15 protein-coding genes are annotated in these 16366 nt (G+C 63.1%); 8 read left to right on the forward strand and 7 right to left on the reverse strand.

From position 1 onward, the window contains the following. The first annotated feature begins 102 nt into the window (after positions 1-102). Both HCN58_RS09645 and HCN58_RS09650 read left to right on the forward strand, forming a co-directional pair. The gene (locus HCN58_RS09645) at positions 103-876 is read left to right on the forward strand and encodes an ABC transporter ATP-binding protein (RefSeq protein ID WP_171579118.1); all 774 of its coding nucleotides are present in this window, start codon (positions 103-105) and stop codon (positions 874-876) included. Further along, positions 869-1693: an ABC transporter permease gene (locus HCN58_RS09650; RefSeq protein ID WP_171579119.1), complete on the forward strand. Its 825-nt coding sequence runs from the start codon at positions 869-871 to the stop codon at positions 1691-1693. Before HCN58_RS09645 ends, HCN58_RS09650 begins: the two co-directional genes overlap by 8 nt. 106 nt (positions 1694-1799) lie before the next feature. Here the strand turns inward: HCN58_RS09650 and gtdA are convergent, their stop codons facing one another. Further along, complete coding sequence (gene gtdA, locus HCN58_RS09655) at positions 1800-2840, reverse strand: gentisate 1,2-dioxygenase (protein WP_171579120.1); 1041 nt, start codon at positions 2838-2840, stop codon at positions 1800-1802. Between the two features lie 107 nt (positions 2841-2947). Between gtdA and maiA the strand changes: the two genes are divergently transcribed. Beyond that, a complete protein-coding gene (gene maiA, locus HCN58_RS09660; RefSeq protein ID WP_171579121.1) occupies positions 2948-3577 on the forward strand; it encodes a maleylacetoacetate isomerase in 630 nt (209 codons plus the stop codon). Next, positions 3567-4076: a MarR family winged helix-turn-helix transcriptional regulator gene (locus tag HCN58_RS09665; RefSeq protein WP_171579122.1), complete on the forward strand. Its 510-nt coding sequence runs from the start codon at positions 3567-3569 to the stop codon at positions 4074-4076. Before maiA ends, HCN58_RS09665 begins: the two co-directional genes overlap by 11 nt. A 213-nt stretch (positions 4077-4289) precedes the next feature. Here HCN58_RS09665 and HCN58_RS09670 read toward each other — a convergent pair whose 3' ends face one another. From HCN58_RS09670 to HCN58_RS09680, 3 genes are all read right to left on the reverse strand, one after another. Continuing rightward, positions 4290-5903: a benzoate-CoA ligase family protein gene (locus tag HCN58_RS09670; protein WP_171579123.1), complete on the reverse strand. Its 1614-nt coding sequence runs from the start codon at positions 5901-5903 to the stop codon at positions 4290-4292. Beyond that, positions 5900-7039, reverse strand: a complete 1140-nt coding sequence (locus HCN58_RS09675) for an FAD-dependent monooxygenase (protein ID WP_171579124.1) — start codon at positions 7037-7039, stop codon at positions 5900-5902. Before HCN58_RS09675 ends, HCN58_RS09670 begins: the two co-directional genes overlap by 4 nt. A gap of 231 nt (positions 7040-7270) precedes the next feature. Beyond that, positions 7271-7480 carry a hypothetical protein gene (locus tag HCN58_RS09680; RefSeq protein ID WP_171579125.1) on the reverse strand — a complete coding sequence of 70 codons (210 nt, stop codon included), beginning with the start codon at positions 7478-7480 and terminating at the stop codon, positions 7271-7273. Between the two features lie 129 nt (positions 7481-7609). On the opposite strand from HCN58_RS09680, the gene HCN58_RS09685 reads away from it, so the two are divergent. Continuing rightward, entirely contained in the window at positions 7610-7969 is a 360-nt protein-coding gene (locus HCN58_RS09685) for a hypothetical protein (protein WP_171579126.1), read from the forward strand. A 43-nt stretch (positions 7970-8012) separates the two neighbouring features. Here the strand turns inward: HCN58_RS09685 and HCN58_RS09690 are convergent, their stop codons facing one another. After that, a complete protein-coding gene (locus HCN58_RS09690; RefSeq protein ID WP_171579127.1) occupies positions 8013-8867 on the reverse strand; it encodes a cysteine rich repeat-containing protein in 855 nt (284 codons plus the stop codon). Positions 8868-8943: 76 nt separating this feature from the next. Next, the gene (locus HCN58_RS09695; RefSeq protein ID WP_171578671.1) at positions 8944-9171 is read right to left on the reverse strand and encodes a hypothetical protein; all 228 of its coding nucleotides are present in this window, start codon (positions 9169-9171) and stop codon (positions 8944-8946) included. Between HCN58_RS09695 and HCN58_RS09700 the strand changes: the two genes are divergently transcribed. The 3 genes from HCN58_RS09700 to HCN58_RS09710 all read left to right on the forward strand — a co-directional run bounded on the left by HCN58_RS09700 (position 9164) and on the right by HCN58_RS09710 (position 15073). Continuing rightward, complete coding sequence (locus HCN58_RS09700; RefSeq protein ID WP_376701163.1) at positions 9164-10270, forward strand: efflux RND transporter periplasmic adaptor subunit; 1107 nt, start codon at positions 9164-9166, stop codon at positions 10268-10270. The genes HCN58_RS09695 and HCN58_RS09700 overlap by 8 nt on opposite strands. A gap of 9 nt (positions 10271-10279) precedes the next feature. Continuing rightward, complete coding sequence (locus HCN58_RS09705; RefSeq protein ID WP_171579129.1) at positions 10280-13441, forward strand: efflux RND transporter permease subunit; 3162 nt, start codon at positions 10280-10282, stop codon at positions 13439-13441. A 510-nt stretch (positions 13442-13951) separates the two neighbouring features. Next, a complete protein-coding gene (locus HCN58_RS09710; RefSeq protein WP_171579130.1) occupies positions 13952-15073 on the forward strand; it encodes an amidohydrolase family protein in 1122 nt (373 codons plus the stop codon). A 201-nt stretch (positions 15074-15274) separates the two neighbouring features. On the opposite strand, the gene HCN58_RS09715 is transcribed toward HCN58_RS09710, so the two are convergent. Beyond that, positions 15275-16276, reverse strand: coding sequence for an NADP-dependent oxidoreductase (locus HCN58_RS09715; RefSeq protein ID WP_171579131.1), 1002 nt, complete (start codon positions 16274-16276; stop codon positions 15275-15277). Positions 16277-16366 lie beyond the last annotated feature (90 nt).

Consider the following 16366-nt stretch of genomic DNA (forward strand, 5'->3'; position numbering starts at 1 on the left):
CGAGCGCAGCGAAACGATCCATGCCGCGGCACGGGGATGGATGGATTGCTTCGTCGCTTCGCTCCTCGCAATGACGGGTCTGGCACCGAACTAGGAAACCAAATGGACCTGATCGCCGACCATATCAGTCATCGCTTCGGCAGCCTCGACGTGCTCGACAACGTGTCCTTCACGGTCGCCTCCGGCGAAGTGGTGGCGATCGTCGGGCCCTCCGGCTGCGGCAAGAGCACGCTGCTGTCGATTCTGGGCGGCCTGCTGCGGCCGAGCGCCGGTGCCGCTGAACTGCGCGGCGCGCCGCCGGCCGACAGTCTCAATCCGCTGACCTTCGTGTTCCAGGATTTTGCGCTGCTGCCGTGGTGCACGGTGAAAGCGAATGTCGAATTCCCGCTGAGTCATACGGCGCTCGATGCCGCCGCGCGCCGCGCCGTCGTCGATGATGCGCTGCGCCGGACCGGCCTGTCGGATTTTCGCAGCGCCTATCCCAAGCAGTTGTCGGGCGGCATGCGCCAGCGCGTCGGCATCGCGCGGGCGCTTGCGGTGCGGCCCGCGATTCTGTTGATGGACGAGCCGCTGTCGGCGCTGGATTCGCAAACGCGCGAATTGCTGATGGAGGATTTCATCGGTCTGCTCGCCGACGGCGCGATGGGCGCGGTCTATGTCACGCATAATCTGGAAGAGGCGGTGCGGCTTGCCGATCGCGTGGTGGTGCTCTCGCGCCGGCCCGGCCGCGTGCGCGAGGTCGTGACCATTTCCATGACGCGCGCGGAGCGCGGCGGAATCGATGCCCGCGGCAAGTTGCTCGCCCTGCAAAACCAGTTGTGGTCGCTGATCCGCGAGGAGGCGATCGACGCCGAGCGCGAGGTGCAGCATGCTTGACCGCGCACCGCAGGAACTGCAAGCGGATGAGAGCAAGCTGCGGCCGGTCGCGTTCCGTGGCGCGGGTTTTACACCGGGCGGCGGCCGCACCTCGGGCTGGATCGCGCTGGCGCTGGTGCTTGCGCTTTGGCAACTCGCCGGCAGCGCCGGCTGGGTCAATCCGCTGTTCCTGCCGGCGCCTTCAGCGATTGCGGTCGCGATCTACAAGCTCGCGGTATCAGGCGCGCTCTGGCAGCATGTCTCGGCATCGGTGGTTCGTATCGGCTCAGGCTGGCTGATCGGCACGGTGGCCGGCGTGATCGTCGGTTTTGCAATCGGCCTCTCGACCCTGGCGCGTGGCGTCGGCATCACCTTCATCTCGGCGCTGTTTCCGATTCCGAAGATCGCGCTGCTGCCGCTTCTGATCCTCTGGCTCGGGATCGGCGAAGAGCCAAAGATCGCGACGATTGCGCTGGGCGTATTCTTCTCCACCGCGATCTCGGTCTATAGCGGCGTCGACGCGGTGCCGCGCAACCTGATCCGGATGGCGCAGAGCTTTAATGTGCCGTTTCACGCCATCGTGCGCCGCGTGGTCTGGCCGGGCGCGCTGCCCTCGATTCTTGCTGGTTTCCGCATCACGGCGTCGGTGGCGCTGTTACTCGTCGTCAGCGCGGAAATGATCGGCGCCCAGTTTGGCATCGGCGCCTTCGTGCTGCAGGCCGGCAATCTGATGCAGACCGATCAGCTCCTCGCCGGCGTCGTGATCCTGTCGCTGTTCGGGCTCGCGGTGGGGAAGGCGATCAACGTGCTGGAAGCGCGGTTGCTCCACTGGCGGTGAATGGTCGAACTGCCGTCATTCCGGGATTGTCCGAAGGACCAGACCCGGAATCTCGCGATTCCGGGTTCGATGCTGCGCATCGCCCCGGACTGACAGCCTATCTCCCTCACGCATTGCCGCGGTCTTCGCGGAACAGGTCGAGCTTCTGCTGCACCGGGCGATCCGAGAAGGAGAACAGCACCGAGTCGGTGTCGGCTTCGTGCGTGACCCAGTGCCAACTCGGCACCACGAACAAGTCGCGCGCGCCCCACTCGAACGTCTGGTCACCAATCCGGGTGCGGCCCTTGCCTTCGATCGCGGCGAACACGGTGGCGTCGGTCGAGCGATAGCGCGCGGTCTCGAAACCCTTCGGCAATAGCTGGATGAAGGTGCCGATGGTCGGCATCGCGAAATCGCCGGTCTCGGGGTTGGAGAATTTCAGCTTCAGCCCGTGGCAGGCATCCCATTCGTCGCGTGCCTTGGCGCGCTCCAGCGCCTCGCGCGTATAGTTATAGGGATAGTTGAAGATCGGCGAGGTCTTGGATTTGCGCTTCTCGTCGACCGGCAGCAGATTGTGGCCGTAGCGCGCAAAGCTGTCGCCGGCGGGCTTGGAGATCTTCTGCTGGTCCTCATTCGAACCTTCGGCAAAGGACGCATCGAAGAACTGCACCATTGGGATGTCGAGGCCGTCGAGCCAGAACATCGGCTCATTCGTCTCGTTGGAATGGTCGTGCCAGGTCATCGACGGTGTGATGATGAAATCGCCCGGCTCCATCGCAGTGCGCTCGCCGTCGACTGTGGTGTGGGCGCCCTTGCCTTCGAGCACGAAGCGCAGCGCCGACTGGCTGTGCCGGTGCGCCGGCGCGACATCGCCCGGCACCACCATCTGCACGCCGGCAAATAGCGAGGTCGTGACCTTCGACTGGCCGCGCAGACCCGGATTCTCAAGCACCAGTACCCGCCGCTCGGCTTCCTTGGCGGTGATCAGCTTGCCGGCCTCGGTCATGTAGTCGCGGATGGAATCGAATTTCCACAGATGCGGGCGGCAGGCGCTGCGCGGCTCCGGCGTAACGAGGTCACCCAGCACGTTCCACAGCGCGGAGAGATTGTCGCCGTCGATCTTCTTGTAGAACGCCTCGCGCTCCGGCGTCTTGTGCACGGCTTCCATGGCAAGCCTCCCGTTATTCCTATCGCCTAGATTGACAGTATGCTTACAATATCGGTAACGTCAATGTGGTAAACCCGAACAGGCTAGAAGAATCAGGGGAGGTTCCGATGAAGCTGCACGGCTATTTTCGCAGCAGCGCGGCATACCGGGTCAGGATCGCGCTCAACCTCAAGGGGCTCACGGCAGAGCATCTGCCGCATCACCTTCGAAAAGGCGAACAGATTGCGCCGGACTATCTCGCGCTCAACCCGCAGGGGCTGGTGCCAACGTTGGAGGACGATGGCGCAGTGCTGACGCAGTCGCTGGCCATCGTCGAATGGCTCGACGACACCCATCCCAACCCGCCGCTATTGCCAAAGGATCCGCTGAGGCGCGCAAAAGTGCGCGCCTTCGCACTGGCCATCGCCTGCGACATTCATCCGGTGCAGAATTTGAAGGTCCTGGCCCGACTGCGCCAGCTCGGCCTGCCCGAGGAGAAGGTGACGGAATGGGCGGCCTGGGCCAATCGCGAAGGCCTGTCCGCTTGCGAGGCCCTGATCAAGCGCGAGAAGGGGCCGTTCTGTTTCGGCGGCGCGCCGACGATTGCCGACCTCTGCCTGGTGCCGCAGCTTGCCAATGCGCGGCGCTTCGGCGTCGACGTTTCGGCCTTTTTCCGCCTGCTCGAAGCGGAAGCTGCGGCAAAGCAAATGAAGGCGTTCACCGATGCCGCGCCGGACAGGCAGCCCGATGCCGAGTAAACCCTCAGCCATCACGATGGATGCGGTCTACACCGCGCCAGGCTATCTGTTCCGGCGGATGCAGCAGATTGCGGTCTCGATCTTCGTCGAGGAGTGCAGCGCGTTCGACCTGACGCCGGTGCAATATGCGGCGCTGGTGGCGATCCACACCCATCCCGGCATCGACGCGACGCGGCTGTCGGCGGTGATCGCGTTCGACCGCTCCACGCTCGGCAACGTGATCGAACGGCTGGAGAGCAAGGCGCTGATCGAACGCAAGCCATCGCGCGAGGACAAGCGCGTCAAGCTGCTCTATCTCAGCAAATCAGGCGCAGCCGTGCTGCGCGACATCATGCCGTCGGTTGAGCGCGCACAGGTCAGAATGCTGCAACCGCTGAAGCCGGCCGATCGCAAGACCCTGCTGGCGCTTCTGACGCAGCTCGTCGATCTCAACAACGAAGCCTCGCGCGTACCGCTGCGGGCGGAAGATGCGCTGGAGCACCTGGGGAAGGCGGGATGAAGGGGACGCTGGGGAACCGGTCGAGATTGGCCACGCAGGGTACCATGAGCCGCCGGGTTTCCCTTACCTCTCCCGCTTGCGGGGGAGGTCGACGCGCTCGTCAGAGCGCGGCGGGTGGGGAAAAGTCTATCCACTCGGCGAGCGGGTCGCGGGGAGAGACCCCCACCCGCGCCTCCTCCGCAAGCGGGAGAGGGAGTGCGGCGGAGCTCGCCGTTACATCTTCGTCAACGCTTGCCGATCAATCTTGCCTGTGCCGGTCTTCGGCAGCTCCGCGATGAAGGTGATCTCGCGCGGATATTTGTAGGGCAGCAGTTTTGTCTTGACGTAATCCTGCAGCTTCTTCGTGGCATCATTGGTGTCGAACTCGCCCTTGTTCATTACCACCACCGCCTTCAGCGTCATGCGCCGATCAGGCAATTCGGCGGCGAACACGGCGCATTCCCTGATGTCGGGGTGCTCGGCGAGGCAGAGCTCGACCTCAAGCGGGTAGACCCACTGGCCTGATATCTTGACCAGGTCGTCGGCGCGGCCGCGGAAGAAGTGAAAGCCGTCGGCATCGCGCATGAAGCGGTCGCCGGTGTAGATCCAGCCGCCCTCGCGAATCGTCTCCGCCGACTTGTCCGGCCGGTTCCAGTACAGCGGCGTATTGGAATCGCCGCGGACCCACAAGATACCTTCCTCATTGTCGCCGACTTCGCGGCCGTCGTTATCCTTGAGCAGGATTTCGTAGCCGGGCACGCGCAGGCCGGCGGCGCCGAGCTTCTTCTTCTCGGGAAGGTTGGAGAGATAAATGTGCAGGACTTCCGTCGAACCGAGTCCCTCGATGATCTCCAGCCCCGTCAGCTTCTTCCAGCCGTTGAACACCTCCGCCGACAGCACTTCGGCTGCCGATAGCGCCATCCGCAGCGACGAGAAATCGGTGGCTGCCGCACCCTCGGCCTTGGTCAGCGAGGTGTAAAGCGTCGGCAATCCGTAGAACACGGAGGGCCGGTACTTTTCGATCGCCGCGAAGATCGCGGCCGGCTTTGGCTGGCCGGGCAACAATAGCGTCCCCGCGCCGACCGAGAACGGGAAGGTGATGGCGTTACCGAAACCGTAGGCGAAGAAGATTTTCGGCACCGAGAAGCAGATGTCGTCGGGCCCGAGCTTGAGCACGTTACGCGCAAAGGCCTGCTCGCTGTAGGCCATGTCGTGCTGCAGATGGACGATGCCCTTGGGGCGGCCGGTCGAGCCGGATGAATACATCCAGAACGCCATCTCGTCGCGGTGCGTGTCGGCTTCCGGCAGATCGGCGGCGAAGCCATGCAGCCACTTCGCCGCGTCGAGGCTCTTCGATACGGCGTGTTCGCCCGCCGCGCCATTGACCACGACCAAGGTTTGCAGCGGCGTGTCCTTGCATGCCTCCGCGTTGAACCGCGACGTAAATTCGGCCTCCGCGACCGCCACCGCCGCGCCGGCGTCCGAGAGATAGAACTGCAGCAAGTCCGGCGGCGTCAGCGTGTTGATCAACAACGGCACCAAGCCTGAGCGCACCGCGCCGAAAAATGCCGCTGGATAGGCCGGCGTATCGTCGAGGAACATGAGGATGCGGTCGCCGCGCTTCAGGCCGAGCGACTGAAAGCCATGTCCCCATTGCGCGGCCTCGGCGCAGAGCTCAGCGTAGGTGCGCGTGCCGCCGGGACCGGTCAGCGCCAGCCGGTCGCCGTGGCCGGCCGCGAGATTGTCAAAGAGGATGCGGCTGGCGTTATAGCGTTCCGGGATCGCAAAGCCGATCTCGCGCGCGCCCGGATTGTCGCGGGGGACCAAATCGGAAACTTCTGACGTCATGCCTGGCTCCCCACCTTTTTCGCGGCCTCGTAGCGCGCCATGAATTCCGGCGACATCGCCCGCAACCGGGCGTCGGCGATCCGCCCGGAGCGAGTGATGTAGCTGTAGGCAAAATCCATCAGGTCGAGCTTCATGTGTTCGGGGAAATGTTCATACCAATCGGCGCTGGTGCGCGCCGCCGTCACCAGCTTCTGCACGATCGGCTTGCGTTCGGCCTGGTAGCGGGCAATGCCTGCGGGAATTGCCGTCTCTGCCTCGAGCGCCTTGGTCAGCGCGATCGCGTCTTCGATCGCGAGCCGGGTGCCCGAGCCGATCGAGAAATGCGCGGTATGCAGGGCGTCGCCAATCAGCACCATGTTGCGGTGCGACCAGTTCTCGTTCCAGATCCAGGGGAAATTGCGCCACACCGATTTGTTCGAGACCAGCGGGTGGCCTTCGAGGGTATCCGCGAAGATTTCCTCGCAGATCGCCTGCGACTGTTCAATCGTCTTGTGCTCGAAGCCATAAGCCTGCCAGGTGGCCGCATCACATTCGACCAGGAACGTGCTCATTGCGGGCGAATAGCGATAGTGATGCGCGTTGAAGGACCCCAGATCGGTCTTCACAAACGTCTGCGACAGCGTGGCAAAGCGTTTGCTGGTGCCGTACCAGGCGAACTTGTTGGTCGAGTGCGAAATCGAGGTCCCGAATTCCTTCTCAAAGCCGCGGCGCACCAGCGAGTTCAGTCCGTCGGCGGCGACGATCAGATCGTATCCGCCGAGTTCGTCCAAAGACTGGATCGTGGTGCCGTATCGCGCCGCCACGCCTGCCACGCGGACGCGCTGCTGCAGGATGGTGAGTAGTTCGAGCCGGCCGATCGAGGAGAAGCCGATGCCGTCGATCTCGACGCTCTCTCCACGCAAATTGAGCGTGATGTTCTTCCAGCTTTCCATCCGCGGCGTGATGGCGTCGACCGTCTCAGGATCGTCGGCGCGCAAGAATTCCAGCGCCTGTTCGGAGAACACCACGCCAAACCCCCAGGTCGCACCTTCGGGGTTCTGTTCGAACAGGTCGATATGCGCGTCCGGATGACGCCGCTTCCAGAGATAGGCAAAATAGAGACCGCCGGGGCCTCCGCCGATGACGGCGATACGCACGTCTTCCTCCCAATTAGACAGTATACTTACTAATTTGGACTGGAGACTAATCCGCGCCGGAAATTTGCGCTACAGAAAAATGGTGGGCGAGCGCGGCCTGGACCCAGTCCGGAGCGCGCCAGGGACCGACCTCTTGGGGCGCTGTTCAGCTCCGCCAGTTCTGTCCGCGAACGGTTGTCCGCTCTGCGGCAGCACTGGCTTGACCGTGCCTTCGACGGAAACGCCTGGGGCTCAAGTGCAGCGGCGAACCTTCACGCCATTCACCACCACGGTCCTGCAAACCACGGCAGGCTTGCGGACGACGACCGCGCCGCGCGCTCCGGCGCAACCGGCCCTGGCGACGCCGCGGGCACAGACCACCGCGTTGGCTTCGGTGGTTTCGAACGTCATGGTGGCGGAAAAGGACAGCACGGCGGCTGCCATCAGCAGGAAGGAACGCATGTTAATCTCCCGGACTGGTACTGGTTGATGTTCAGGCCTGAAAGTTTCTTCTTGAAAGTCTCTTGGGAAGGTTCTGCGGATGCTCTAGTGAAGCTCCATTCATCGCTGAGGAAAACCCGAGGAAGATTCATGGCGCAGGTCAGAACCAAATGGCTGGCGTTCTATTCCGAACGCGTCGAGCCGGTCTCCAAGGAAATCTTTTCACACGTCGAGAAGATGATCATCGGGACGTTGATCATATCCGCCGGCGCCCATGTCTCGAGTAACGAGCCAGCGATCGTCCTGTTCGGCTATCTGCGCCACGGTCTCGTCGGCCGCGGCGTCATGTTGTTCGGCGTCATTCTCCTGCTGCTGAACTTTCTCGACGGCCTCCACAAACTTGCCAAGCTCAACTGGCATATCGCGTACCAACTCCTGATGGCGATGCTTTATGTCGCGCTATCGGTCCGGCTCATTCAGCTCATCCTCGCCTTTCGCGGCGGTGACTGACCGGCGATCCCCGGATCAACCGAGGATCGCCGCACAGGCGTGATTATCGCACCGCGAACTGCGACAGCACGTCCTTGCAGGCCGGCGAAAGCTGGGCGGCATGGTTCGCCAGGCATTGTACGATCCGGCCGCCACCAGCGGGCACGTCGCCGCAAATCGTGCGGACGTCGGCGCCGCAGGCCGATCGAAGCACGAGCAGTTCCTCGCGCGGGCGCATCGGCCGCAACACAATAACGGTCGGAGCCGCTGCCGGCGCAGCGGTAGCTGCGGCACCTGGTGCGGCTGGCGCCGCGCCTGCTGCGGGCGCTGCCGGCCCACCGGCGCTGGCGGCAGCGACCGCCTTCTCGCAGCCGGCCGAAAGCTTCCCCTTATTCTTCTCCAGGCATTGCAGCGCGGGTGCGCCGCCGGTCGGCACGCCGGCGCAGACCTTCGGATAATCGGAGCGGCATGCGCTGCGGATGGCGGAAATCTGTGCGCTGGTCGGTTGCCCGGCGGGCACAGCGGCCGCAGTCTTTGGCGCGGCGGATTTGGCCGGCGCTGCCGTTGCAGCGGCCGGTGCCGCGGTTTTCGCCGGCGCGGCCTCGGCCGGCTTGGCGGTTTCCGCGGGCTTGGCCGCTTCTGCCGGTTTGGCGGGCGCAGCCGCCGGCGCCGCTACGGCGCGCACCGCGCCCTGACAGCTTGACGAGAGGCTCGACATGTTCTTCTGCAGGCATTGCAGCGCCGCCTCGCCGCCCGGCGGCACGCTGGAGCAATGCGCTATGTAGTCGGAGCGGCACTGGGACTTGATCGCGTCGCGTTGCGCCTGGCTCGGCGCTTGCGCGGATGCCGCAGTTGCGAATAGCGCGGCGGCTGCAACTAGCGGCCCAAGCTTCGCAACGCGCGTCAGCGTCTTGATCATTTGAATAAATCCTTTTGTTGTCGCTGGAAACCGCCGCTTCAACCGAACTGAAATCTTGAATACGCCTGCAGAAAAATCAGGTCGCATCATTTTCGCTTTCCGGTTCCGCCGCAAGCGGATTGTTGCTATTTTCATGGGATGGCGGAAAGCCGATTTCTGAATAAAGCCTTTTCCAGAACAAACCTATTGGGCCACCAAAAATGAAGGCTTCGCGTTCGCCTGCACGCTTGAGATCACACGGCACCGCCGCAGAAAGAGGCGCCGCCGTCTGCCGTGCAGCCTTCGCCCTTGGCGCGATGGGCATCTTAAGTGCCTGCGAACAAAATACTTTTGTCCCGCCGCCAGCGCCCAAGGTCGAAGTCGCGGTGCCGGTGCAGCGGCCTTTCACGCGCTATCTGGAAGCGACCGGCAATACCGCCGCGATCAAGAACGTCGATCTGGTCGCGCGCGTGCAGGGCTTTCTGCAATCGATCAACTACAAGGACGGCGCCTTCGTGAAGGAGGGCACGTCGCTGTTCACGATCGAGCCCGACACCTACAAGCTGAAGCTCGAACAGGCGCAGGCTGCGGAGTCCGGCGCGCAGGCCTCGGTGCGACAGGCCGAGGCGGATTTCAAGCGCCAGCAGGAGTTGGTGCAGCGGCAGGCCGTGTCCCAGGCGACGTTGGATACTTCCACGTCGACGCGCGACAATGCGCAAGCGAACCTGCTGCAGGCCCAGGTCAATACCAAGATCGCGGCGGTCAATTACGGTTACACCAATGTGGTCGCGCCGTTCGACGGGGTCGTCAGCGCGCATCTCGTCTCGGTCGGCGAACTCGTCGGCGCATCGTCGCCGACCCAACTCGCCACCATCGTGGCACTCGACCCGATCTATGTGAATTTCAACGTCAATGAACAGGACGTGCTGCGGATCCGCGAGGAAGCGCGCCGGCGCGGGATGACACCTGACGATCTCAGGCAGTTGCCGATCGAGGTGGGCCTGCAGACCGAAACCGGCTTTCCGCACAAGGGCAAGCTCGATTATGCCGCAGCGACGCTGAACCAGTCGACCGGCACGCTGCCCGTGCGCGGCGTGCTGCCCAATGCGGACCGCGCGCTGCTGCCGGGATTCTTCGTCCGAATTCGCGTGCCGATGGATCAGGTGCAAAACGCGCTGTTCGTGCCTGACGTGGCGCTCGGCAGCGATCAGGCCGGACGCTACGTGCTGGTCGTGAACGGTGAAAATATTGTCGAGCAGCGCAAGGTGCGCGTCGGACCGCTGGAAGGCGAACTGCGTGTCATCGAGGAAGGCCTGAAGGTCGACGACCGGATCATTACCGTCGGGTTATTGCGTGCGATCCCCGGCCAGAAGGTCGATCCGCAACTCAGGACGGTCGAAGCGCAGCCGGCGTCCGCCAAGTAGGAGCCGGCCATGATTTCAAAATTTTTCATCGAGCGGCCCGTTCTTTCCAACGTCATTGCAATCCTGATGATCCTGATCGGCGGCGTCTGCCTGTTCCGGCTTGCGGTTGCGCAATATCCCGACGTCGTGCCGCCGACGGTGCAGGTGACGACCCGTTATCCCGGCGCGAGCGCGAAAACCGTGATCGACACGGTGGCGCTGCCGATTGAGCAGCAGGTCAACGGTGTCGAGGACATGCTCTACATGCAGTCCTATAGCGGCGCCGACGGCTCCTATTCGCTGACGGTCACGTTCAAGATCGGCACCGACCTCAATTTCGCGCAGGTGCTGGTGCAGAACCGGGTCTCCAGCGCGCTGTCGCAATTGCCGCAATCGGTGCAGAACCAGGGCGTCACCGTGCAGAAGAGGTCGACGGCGATCCTGCTGTTCGTGACGCTGACATCGCCGAAATCGACCTATGACAGCCTGTTCCTGAGCAATTACGCCACCATCAACATTCGCGACGAGCTGTCGCGCCTGCCCGGCGTCGGCAACGTCACCGTGTTCGGCGCCGGTCAATATTCGATGCGGGTCTGGCTCGATCCGAACAAGCTGCAGGCGCGCAACCTGATGCCGCAGGACGTGATCTCGGCGATCCAGCAGCAGAGCCAGCAGGTCACCGCGGGTCAGGTCGGCGCGCCGCCGGCACCTGCCGGTCAGGCGTTCCAATATACGCTGAACGTCAGCGGACGGCTCGACGACACCAGCGAATTCGAGAACGTCATCGTCAAGACCGGCAACAGCGGCGATGTCACGCGCGTGCGCGACGTCGGCTGGGTGGAGCTCGGCGCCCAGACCTACAGTCAGATCTTTTCGCTCAACAACAAGCCCGCCACCGGTATCGGCGTATTTCAATCGCCCGGCGCCAATGCGCTCGAGGTCGAGAAGGCCGTCAAGCAGAAGATGGAGGTGCTGGCCAAGTCATTTCCGCAGGACGTTGTCTACGACGCGCCGTTCGACACCACCAAATTCGTCTCCGAATCGATCAACGAGGTCTACAAGACGCTGATCGAAGCCGGCTTGCTTGTGCTCGTCGTGATCCTGATCTTCCTGCAGGACTGGCGCGCGATGCTGGTGCCGGCGACCACGGTGCCGGTGACCATCATCGGCGCCTTCGCGGCGATGGCGGCGCTCGGATTTACCGTCAACATCTCGACGCTGTTTGCGATCGTGCTCGCGATCGGCATCGTGGTCGACGATGCCATCGTCGTGGTCGAAGGCGCGGCCCACAATATCGAGAAGGGGATGTCCGGCCATGACGCGGCGATCAGCGCAATGGATGCGCTGTTTGCGCCGATCATCGGCATCACGCTGGTGCTGGTCTCTGTATTCTTGCCGTCGGCCTTCCTGCCGGGACTGACGGGGCGGATGTATGCGCAGTTCGCGCTGGTGATTGCCGCGACCGCGCTGCTCAGCGCGATCAATGCCGCGACCCTGAAGCCGACGCAGTGCGCCCTATGGCTGCGCCGGCCCGCGCCGCCGGAACAGCGCAATTTTTTCTACCGCGGATTCAATGCCGTCTATAACCGCCTCGAAGCTTGGTATGGCCGGCTGATCAGCGGGCTGGTCGCGCACAGCAACGTGTCGGTCGTCTGCGCGCTGATTCTGATCGCGATCGGCGGTTACGGGCTGTCGCGGGTGCCGACCGGTTTCATTCCGATTGAGGACCAGGGCTATCTGCTGGTCGCCGTGCAATTGCCTGACGGCGCGGCGCTGGAGCGGACCCAGCGCGTGCTGACGCGGGTCAGCGAAATAACCGGCAAATCCGCGGGCGTCGAGCAGGTGATCACCATTGCCGGCATCTCCGCGCTCGACAATTCCTCCAGCCTTGCCAATGCCGGCGTGGCCTATCTGATCCTCAAGGAGTGGAGTGCGCGCGGCGAGGGCGAGGATCTGCGATCGCTGTTCGTCGGCTTGAACGAAAAACTGTCTGTCATCGAGGAAGCGCGGATCCTCGTGGTTCCGCCGCCGCCGATCCAGGGCATCGGCAACGCTGCCGGCTTTGCGATGCAGGTGCAGCTTCGCGACGGCAATTCCGATTTCAGCAAGCTGCAGGCAATCACGGGCGCGATGGTTTCCAATGCGGCGTCGCAAAGCGCGCTGCAGCGGGTCAGCTCGCCGTTCCGCTCGATGGTGCCGCAGTTCGACGTCGAGGTAGATCGGGTCAAGGCCCAGACCATGCATGTTACGACCGACCAGGTCTTCTCGACATTGTCGTCCTACATGGGGTCGAGCTACGTCAACCAGTTCAACAAGTTCGGCCGTACCTTCCAGGTCTATACGCAGGGCGATGCGCAATTCCGCCTGACGCCGCGTGACATCGGACGGATGACGGTGCGCAATAGCCAGGGCGACATGATCCCGCTCGGCGCGGTCGCGAAGATCACGCCGGCAGTCGGGCCGTCGCTGATCAGCCTGTATAATCTCTATCCGTCGGCCACCATCATCGGCCTCCCCGCCACGGGTTACAGCTCCGGCCAGTCGATGAATCTCATGGAGGAGATCGCCGCCAAGACGCTGCCGCCGGGCACCGGCTTCGAGTGGACGGCGATGTCGTACCAGGAGAAGGTCGTCGGCGGCCAGATCTACTGGGCGTTCGGCCTGGCTCTGCTGCTGGTGTATCTCGTGCTGGCCGGGCAATATGAGAGCTGGTACGCGCCGGTCTCGGTGATCCTCGCGGTACCGCTGTCGCTGCTCGGGCCGATGCTGGTGCTGAGCGGGCTGAGGATCGAGAACAATCTCTACACCCAGATCGGCATCATCCTCTTGATTGCGTTGTCGGCCAAGAACGCGATCCTGATCGTCGAGGTGGCGCTAGAGCTCCATGTGCGCGACCGCAAGCCGCTCTTGGAGTCTGCAATCGAGGCGGCGCGCGCCCGTTTCCGTCCGATCCTGATGACGTCATTCGCCTTCATCCTCGGCGTCGTGCCGCTGGTGCTCGCCACCGGTGCCGGCGCCAATGCGCGGAAGTCGATCGGCATCACCGTGTTCTCGGGCATGCTGGCGTCAACGTGCCTGGCGGTGCTGTTCGTGCCGACGTTCTTTGTCGTGATCCAGCGGTTCGAGAACTGGCTGAAGGAGCGGAAGCGGAAGGCAAGCGTGCAGGCGACGGCGGCGACGTCAGCGCATTAGCCGTGCTGCCGAACCTCCCTCGCCCCGCTCTTGCGGGGAGAGGGTCGGGGTGAGGTGCCTATCCGCGAGTCGGGCCTCGATGACAAACCTGTACCCCCCTCACCCGGATTGCTCCGCAATCCGACCTCTCCCCGCAAGCGGGGCGAGGTTAAGCAACACCGAGCGTCACACCCTCACCATTCGCTTGCCGCGGTTCTCGCCGGTGAGCAGCAGGCCAATCAGTGCCTTCGGCGTGCTTTCTGGGCCGTCGATCACATTCTCCTGCAGCTTCTGGTTTGCCTGAAGCGATAAGGACGAGGTCGCGCAAAACCTCGCGTCAAGCCGGTCTGGCGGAACCAATTTTCCGTTCTGATGTTGTAGGCGGCCACGTGCGACGACGAGACGCGTCGCCGTCAGCGTGGCGTCGCCTCGCGTACTCCCCAAACGTCTGCCTGTTCGCCGATTGCCATTTCATTCGGAAAACAGGATGCCTGATTGGAAATAGACAAGAAAACATGGAGGAAGCTTGCCATGACCACTCGTCGTGATTTTCTGAAGACCGGCAGCGCGGCCCTTGCTTCCGGCATCGTCTTCTGCAACTGCGGTCTCTTGCACAGCGTTCAGGCTGGGCAGTCACGCCAGATTCTGCCGGTCAGGGTCGCCGGACAACGAGTCAGAACGATCGACGTCCACTCCCACTGCCATTTCCGCGAAGCCGGCGCGCTGCTCGGCCCGGATGCCGCCGCAGCCCAGCTTCCGCCGGTCAGCGGCGCGGAAGAGGCTTTCATCGAAATCAATCAGCGGCTTGCCGCCATGGATGCCCAGGCTGTCGATATGGAAGTGCTGTCGATCAATCCGTTCTGGTACAACCGCGAGCGCGATCTGGCCGGCCAGATCGTGAAGATTCAGAACGAAAAGCTGGCTGAGCTCTGTGCCTCGAAGCCGGACCGGTTTGCAGCTTTCGCCTCTCTTACCCTGCAGGCGCCCGATCTGGCCGTGCAGGAACTCGAGACCGCGGTGAAGAAGCAGGGCCTGAAGGGAGCCGCGATCGGCGACGTCGTCAACGGCGTCGAATTCTCCGATCCGAAATTCCACCCGGTATGGGCTAAGGCCGAAGAACTCGGCGTGCCCCTGTTTATCCATCCGCAGGGCATTCCCGAACTCAGCAAGCGATTGAGCGGCAACGGCTGGCTTGCCAACACGATCGGCAATCCGCTGGGAACGACCCTGGCGCTCTCGCATCTTATCTTCGAGGGTACCTTCGATCGCTTTCCTGGGCTAAAAGTGATCGCAGCCCATGGCGGCGGCTTCCTGCCGTCCTACGCCGATCGCTCGGACCATGCCTGCCTTGTCGGTCCCAAAGGCTGCAATCCGGCGGTGCAGCTCAGGCAAAAGCCCAGCGATTACCTCAAGCAGATCTATTTCGATTCCCTGATCTTCTCACCGGAGGCGATCCGCCATCTGGCAGCCCAGGTTGGCGCCAGCCAGATCGTGCTGGGCAGCGACTATCCCTATCCCTGGCAGCTCAATCCGGTGGACCACATTTTCGACTCGGCATCGCTAAGCGACGACGATAAAGCCGACATCCTCGGCCGCACCGCGGAAAGGCTGTTCAACCTGGAGACGCAGACCGTCGGCACCGTGAAGCAATGATCCATGGCCTAGCCGTGGTGCTCGGACTTCCTCGCCCCCGCTCTTGCAGGGTGGAGACGAGCGAAACTCGCTCTTAGAGGGGCGGGGAGAGGGGCCTATCCGCGAGTCAGGTGTTGATCATAGACCTGTACCCCCTCACCCGGATCGCAAAAGCGATCCGACCTCGCCCCGCAAGCGGGGCGAGGTTAATCCAGAGCAGGCCTACACCTTCACCATGCGCTTGCCGCGGTTCTCGCCGGCGAGCAAACCGATCAGCGCCTTTGGCGTGTTCTCGATTCCATCGATCACGTCCTCCTGCACCTTCAGTTTGCCGGAAGCGACCCAGGACTGCAGATCGGCCAGCGCCGCAGCGCTCTGGTCCATAAAGTCCATCACGATGAAACCCTGCACGATGAGGCGCTTCACCACAATCAGGCCGGGCACGCCGCGTGGGCCGTGGGCCGACGGCACGCCGTCATATTGCGAGATCGCGCCGCAGCAGGCGATGCGGCCGCGGTTGTTCATCAGCGAAAGGCAGGCTTCGAGAATGTCGCCGCCGACATTGTCGAAGTAGACGTCGATGCCCTTGGGCGCGGCTGATCGCAGCGCCTTGAAGGTGGCGCCATCCTTGTAATCGACGGCAGCATCGAAGCCGAGTTCGGAGGTCAGCCACTGGCATTTCTCCTTGCCGCCGGCAATACCGACGACATGGCAGCCCTTGATCTTGGCAATCTGCCCGACGATCGATCCGACCGAGCCCGCGGCCGCCGACACGACGACAGTCTCACCTTCCTTCGGCTTGCCGGCATGTAAGAGACCAAAATAGGCGGTGAGGCCGGCGACGCCGTAGACGCTGAGCAGATGCGTCATCGGCTCCAGCCTCGGCATTTTGTTCAGATGCTTTGCCGGCACGGCGGCATAGTCCTGCCAGCCGGTGTCGCCGAACACGAGATCTCCCGGCGCAAGTCCTGGCGCTTTCGAGGACACGACTTCCGCGATGCTGCCGCCTGCCATCACGGTGTTGGCCTCAATCGCGGCGCGGTAGGTGGCGCCGTGCATCCAGGCCCGGTTGGCGGCATCCAGCGAAATATAACGTGTCCGTACCAGCGCCTCACCATCCTTCGGCTCGGGCACCGCACCATTGACTAGCTTGAAATGCTCAAGTCCCAGCTTGCCGGTCGGCTTCTCGACCAGCAGGATCTGACGGTTGACGGTGTTGTTCATGACGTTCTCCCCTCCACGTACTAATTGTTCTGGCGTTTCCGGATGCAATTGACCGCACACCAGGCATCCAACTGCACAGATTGTGCGCTG

Origin of the sequence: Bradyrhizobium australiense, assembly GCF_013114825.1 — a bacterium.
GTDB classification, from domain to species: Bacteria; Pseudomonadota; Alphaproteobacteria; order Rhizobiales; family Xanthobacteraceae; genus Bradyrhizobium; species Bradyrhizobium australiense.

Coding starts and splice junctions, on each gene's coding strand:
- HCN58_RS09645 (WP_171579118.1), top strand. CDS start 103: ATGGACCTGATCGCCGACCATATCAGTCATCGCTTCGGCAGCCTCGAC.
- HCN58_RS09650 (WP_171579119.1), top strand. CDS start 869: ATGCTTGACCGCGCACCGCAGGAACTGCAAGCGGATGAGAGCAAGCTG.
- gtdA (WP_171579120.1), bottom strand. CDS start 2,840: ATGGAAGCCGTGCACAAGACGCCGGAGCGCGAGGCGTTCTACAAGAAG.
- maiA (WP_171579121.1), top strand. CDS start 2,948: ATGAAGCTGCACGGCTATTTTCGCAGCAGCGCGGCATACCGGGTCAGG.
- HCN58_RS09665 (WP_171579122.1), top strand. CDS start 3,567: ATGCCGAGTAAACCCTCAGCCATCACGATGGATGCGGTCTACACCGCG.
- HCN58_RS09670 (WP_171579123.1), bottom strand. CDS start 5,903: ATGACGTCAGAAGTTTCCGATTTGGTCCCCCGCGACAATCCGGGCGCG.
- HCN58_RS09680 (WP_171579125.1), bottom strand. CDS start 7,480: ATGCGTTCCTTCCTGCTGATGGCAGCCGCCGTGCTGTCCTTTTCCGCC.
- HCN58_RS09685 (WP_171579126.1), top strand. CDS start 7,610: ATGGCGCAGGTCAGAACCAAATGGCTGGCGTTCTATTCCGAACGCGTC.
- HCN58_RS09690 (WP_171579127.1), bottom strand. CDS start 8,867: ATGATCAAGACGCTGACGCGCGTTGCGAAGCTTGGGCCGCTAGTTGCA.
- HCN58_RS09700 (WP_376701163.1), top strand. CDS start 9,164: ATGGGCATCTTAAGTGCCTGCGAACAAAATACTTTTGTCCCGCCGCCA.
- HCN58_RS09695 (WP_171578671.1), bottom strand. CDS start 9,171: ATGCCCATCGCGCCAAGGGCGAAGGCTGCACGGCAGACGGCGGCGCCT.
- HCN58_RS09705 (WP_171579129.1), top strand. CDS start 10,280: ATGATTTCAAAATTTTTCATCGAGCGGCCCGTTCTTTCCAACGTCATT.
- HCN58_RS09710 (WP_171579130.1), top strand. CDS start 13,952: ATGACCACTCGTCGTGATTTTCTGAAGACCGGCAGCGCGGCCCTTGCT.
- HCN58_RS09715 (WP_171579131.1), bottom strand. CDS start 16,276: ATGAACAACACCGTCAACCGTCAGATCCTGCTGGTCGAGAAGCCGACC.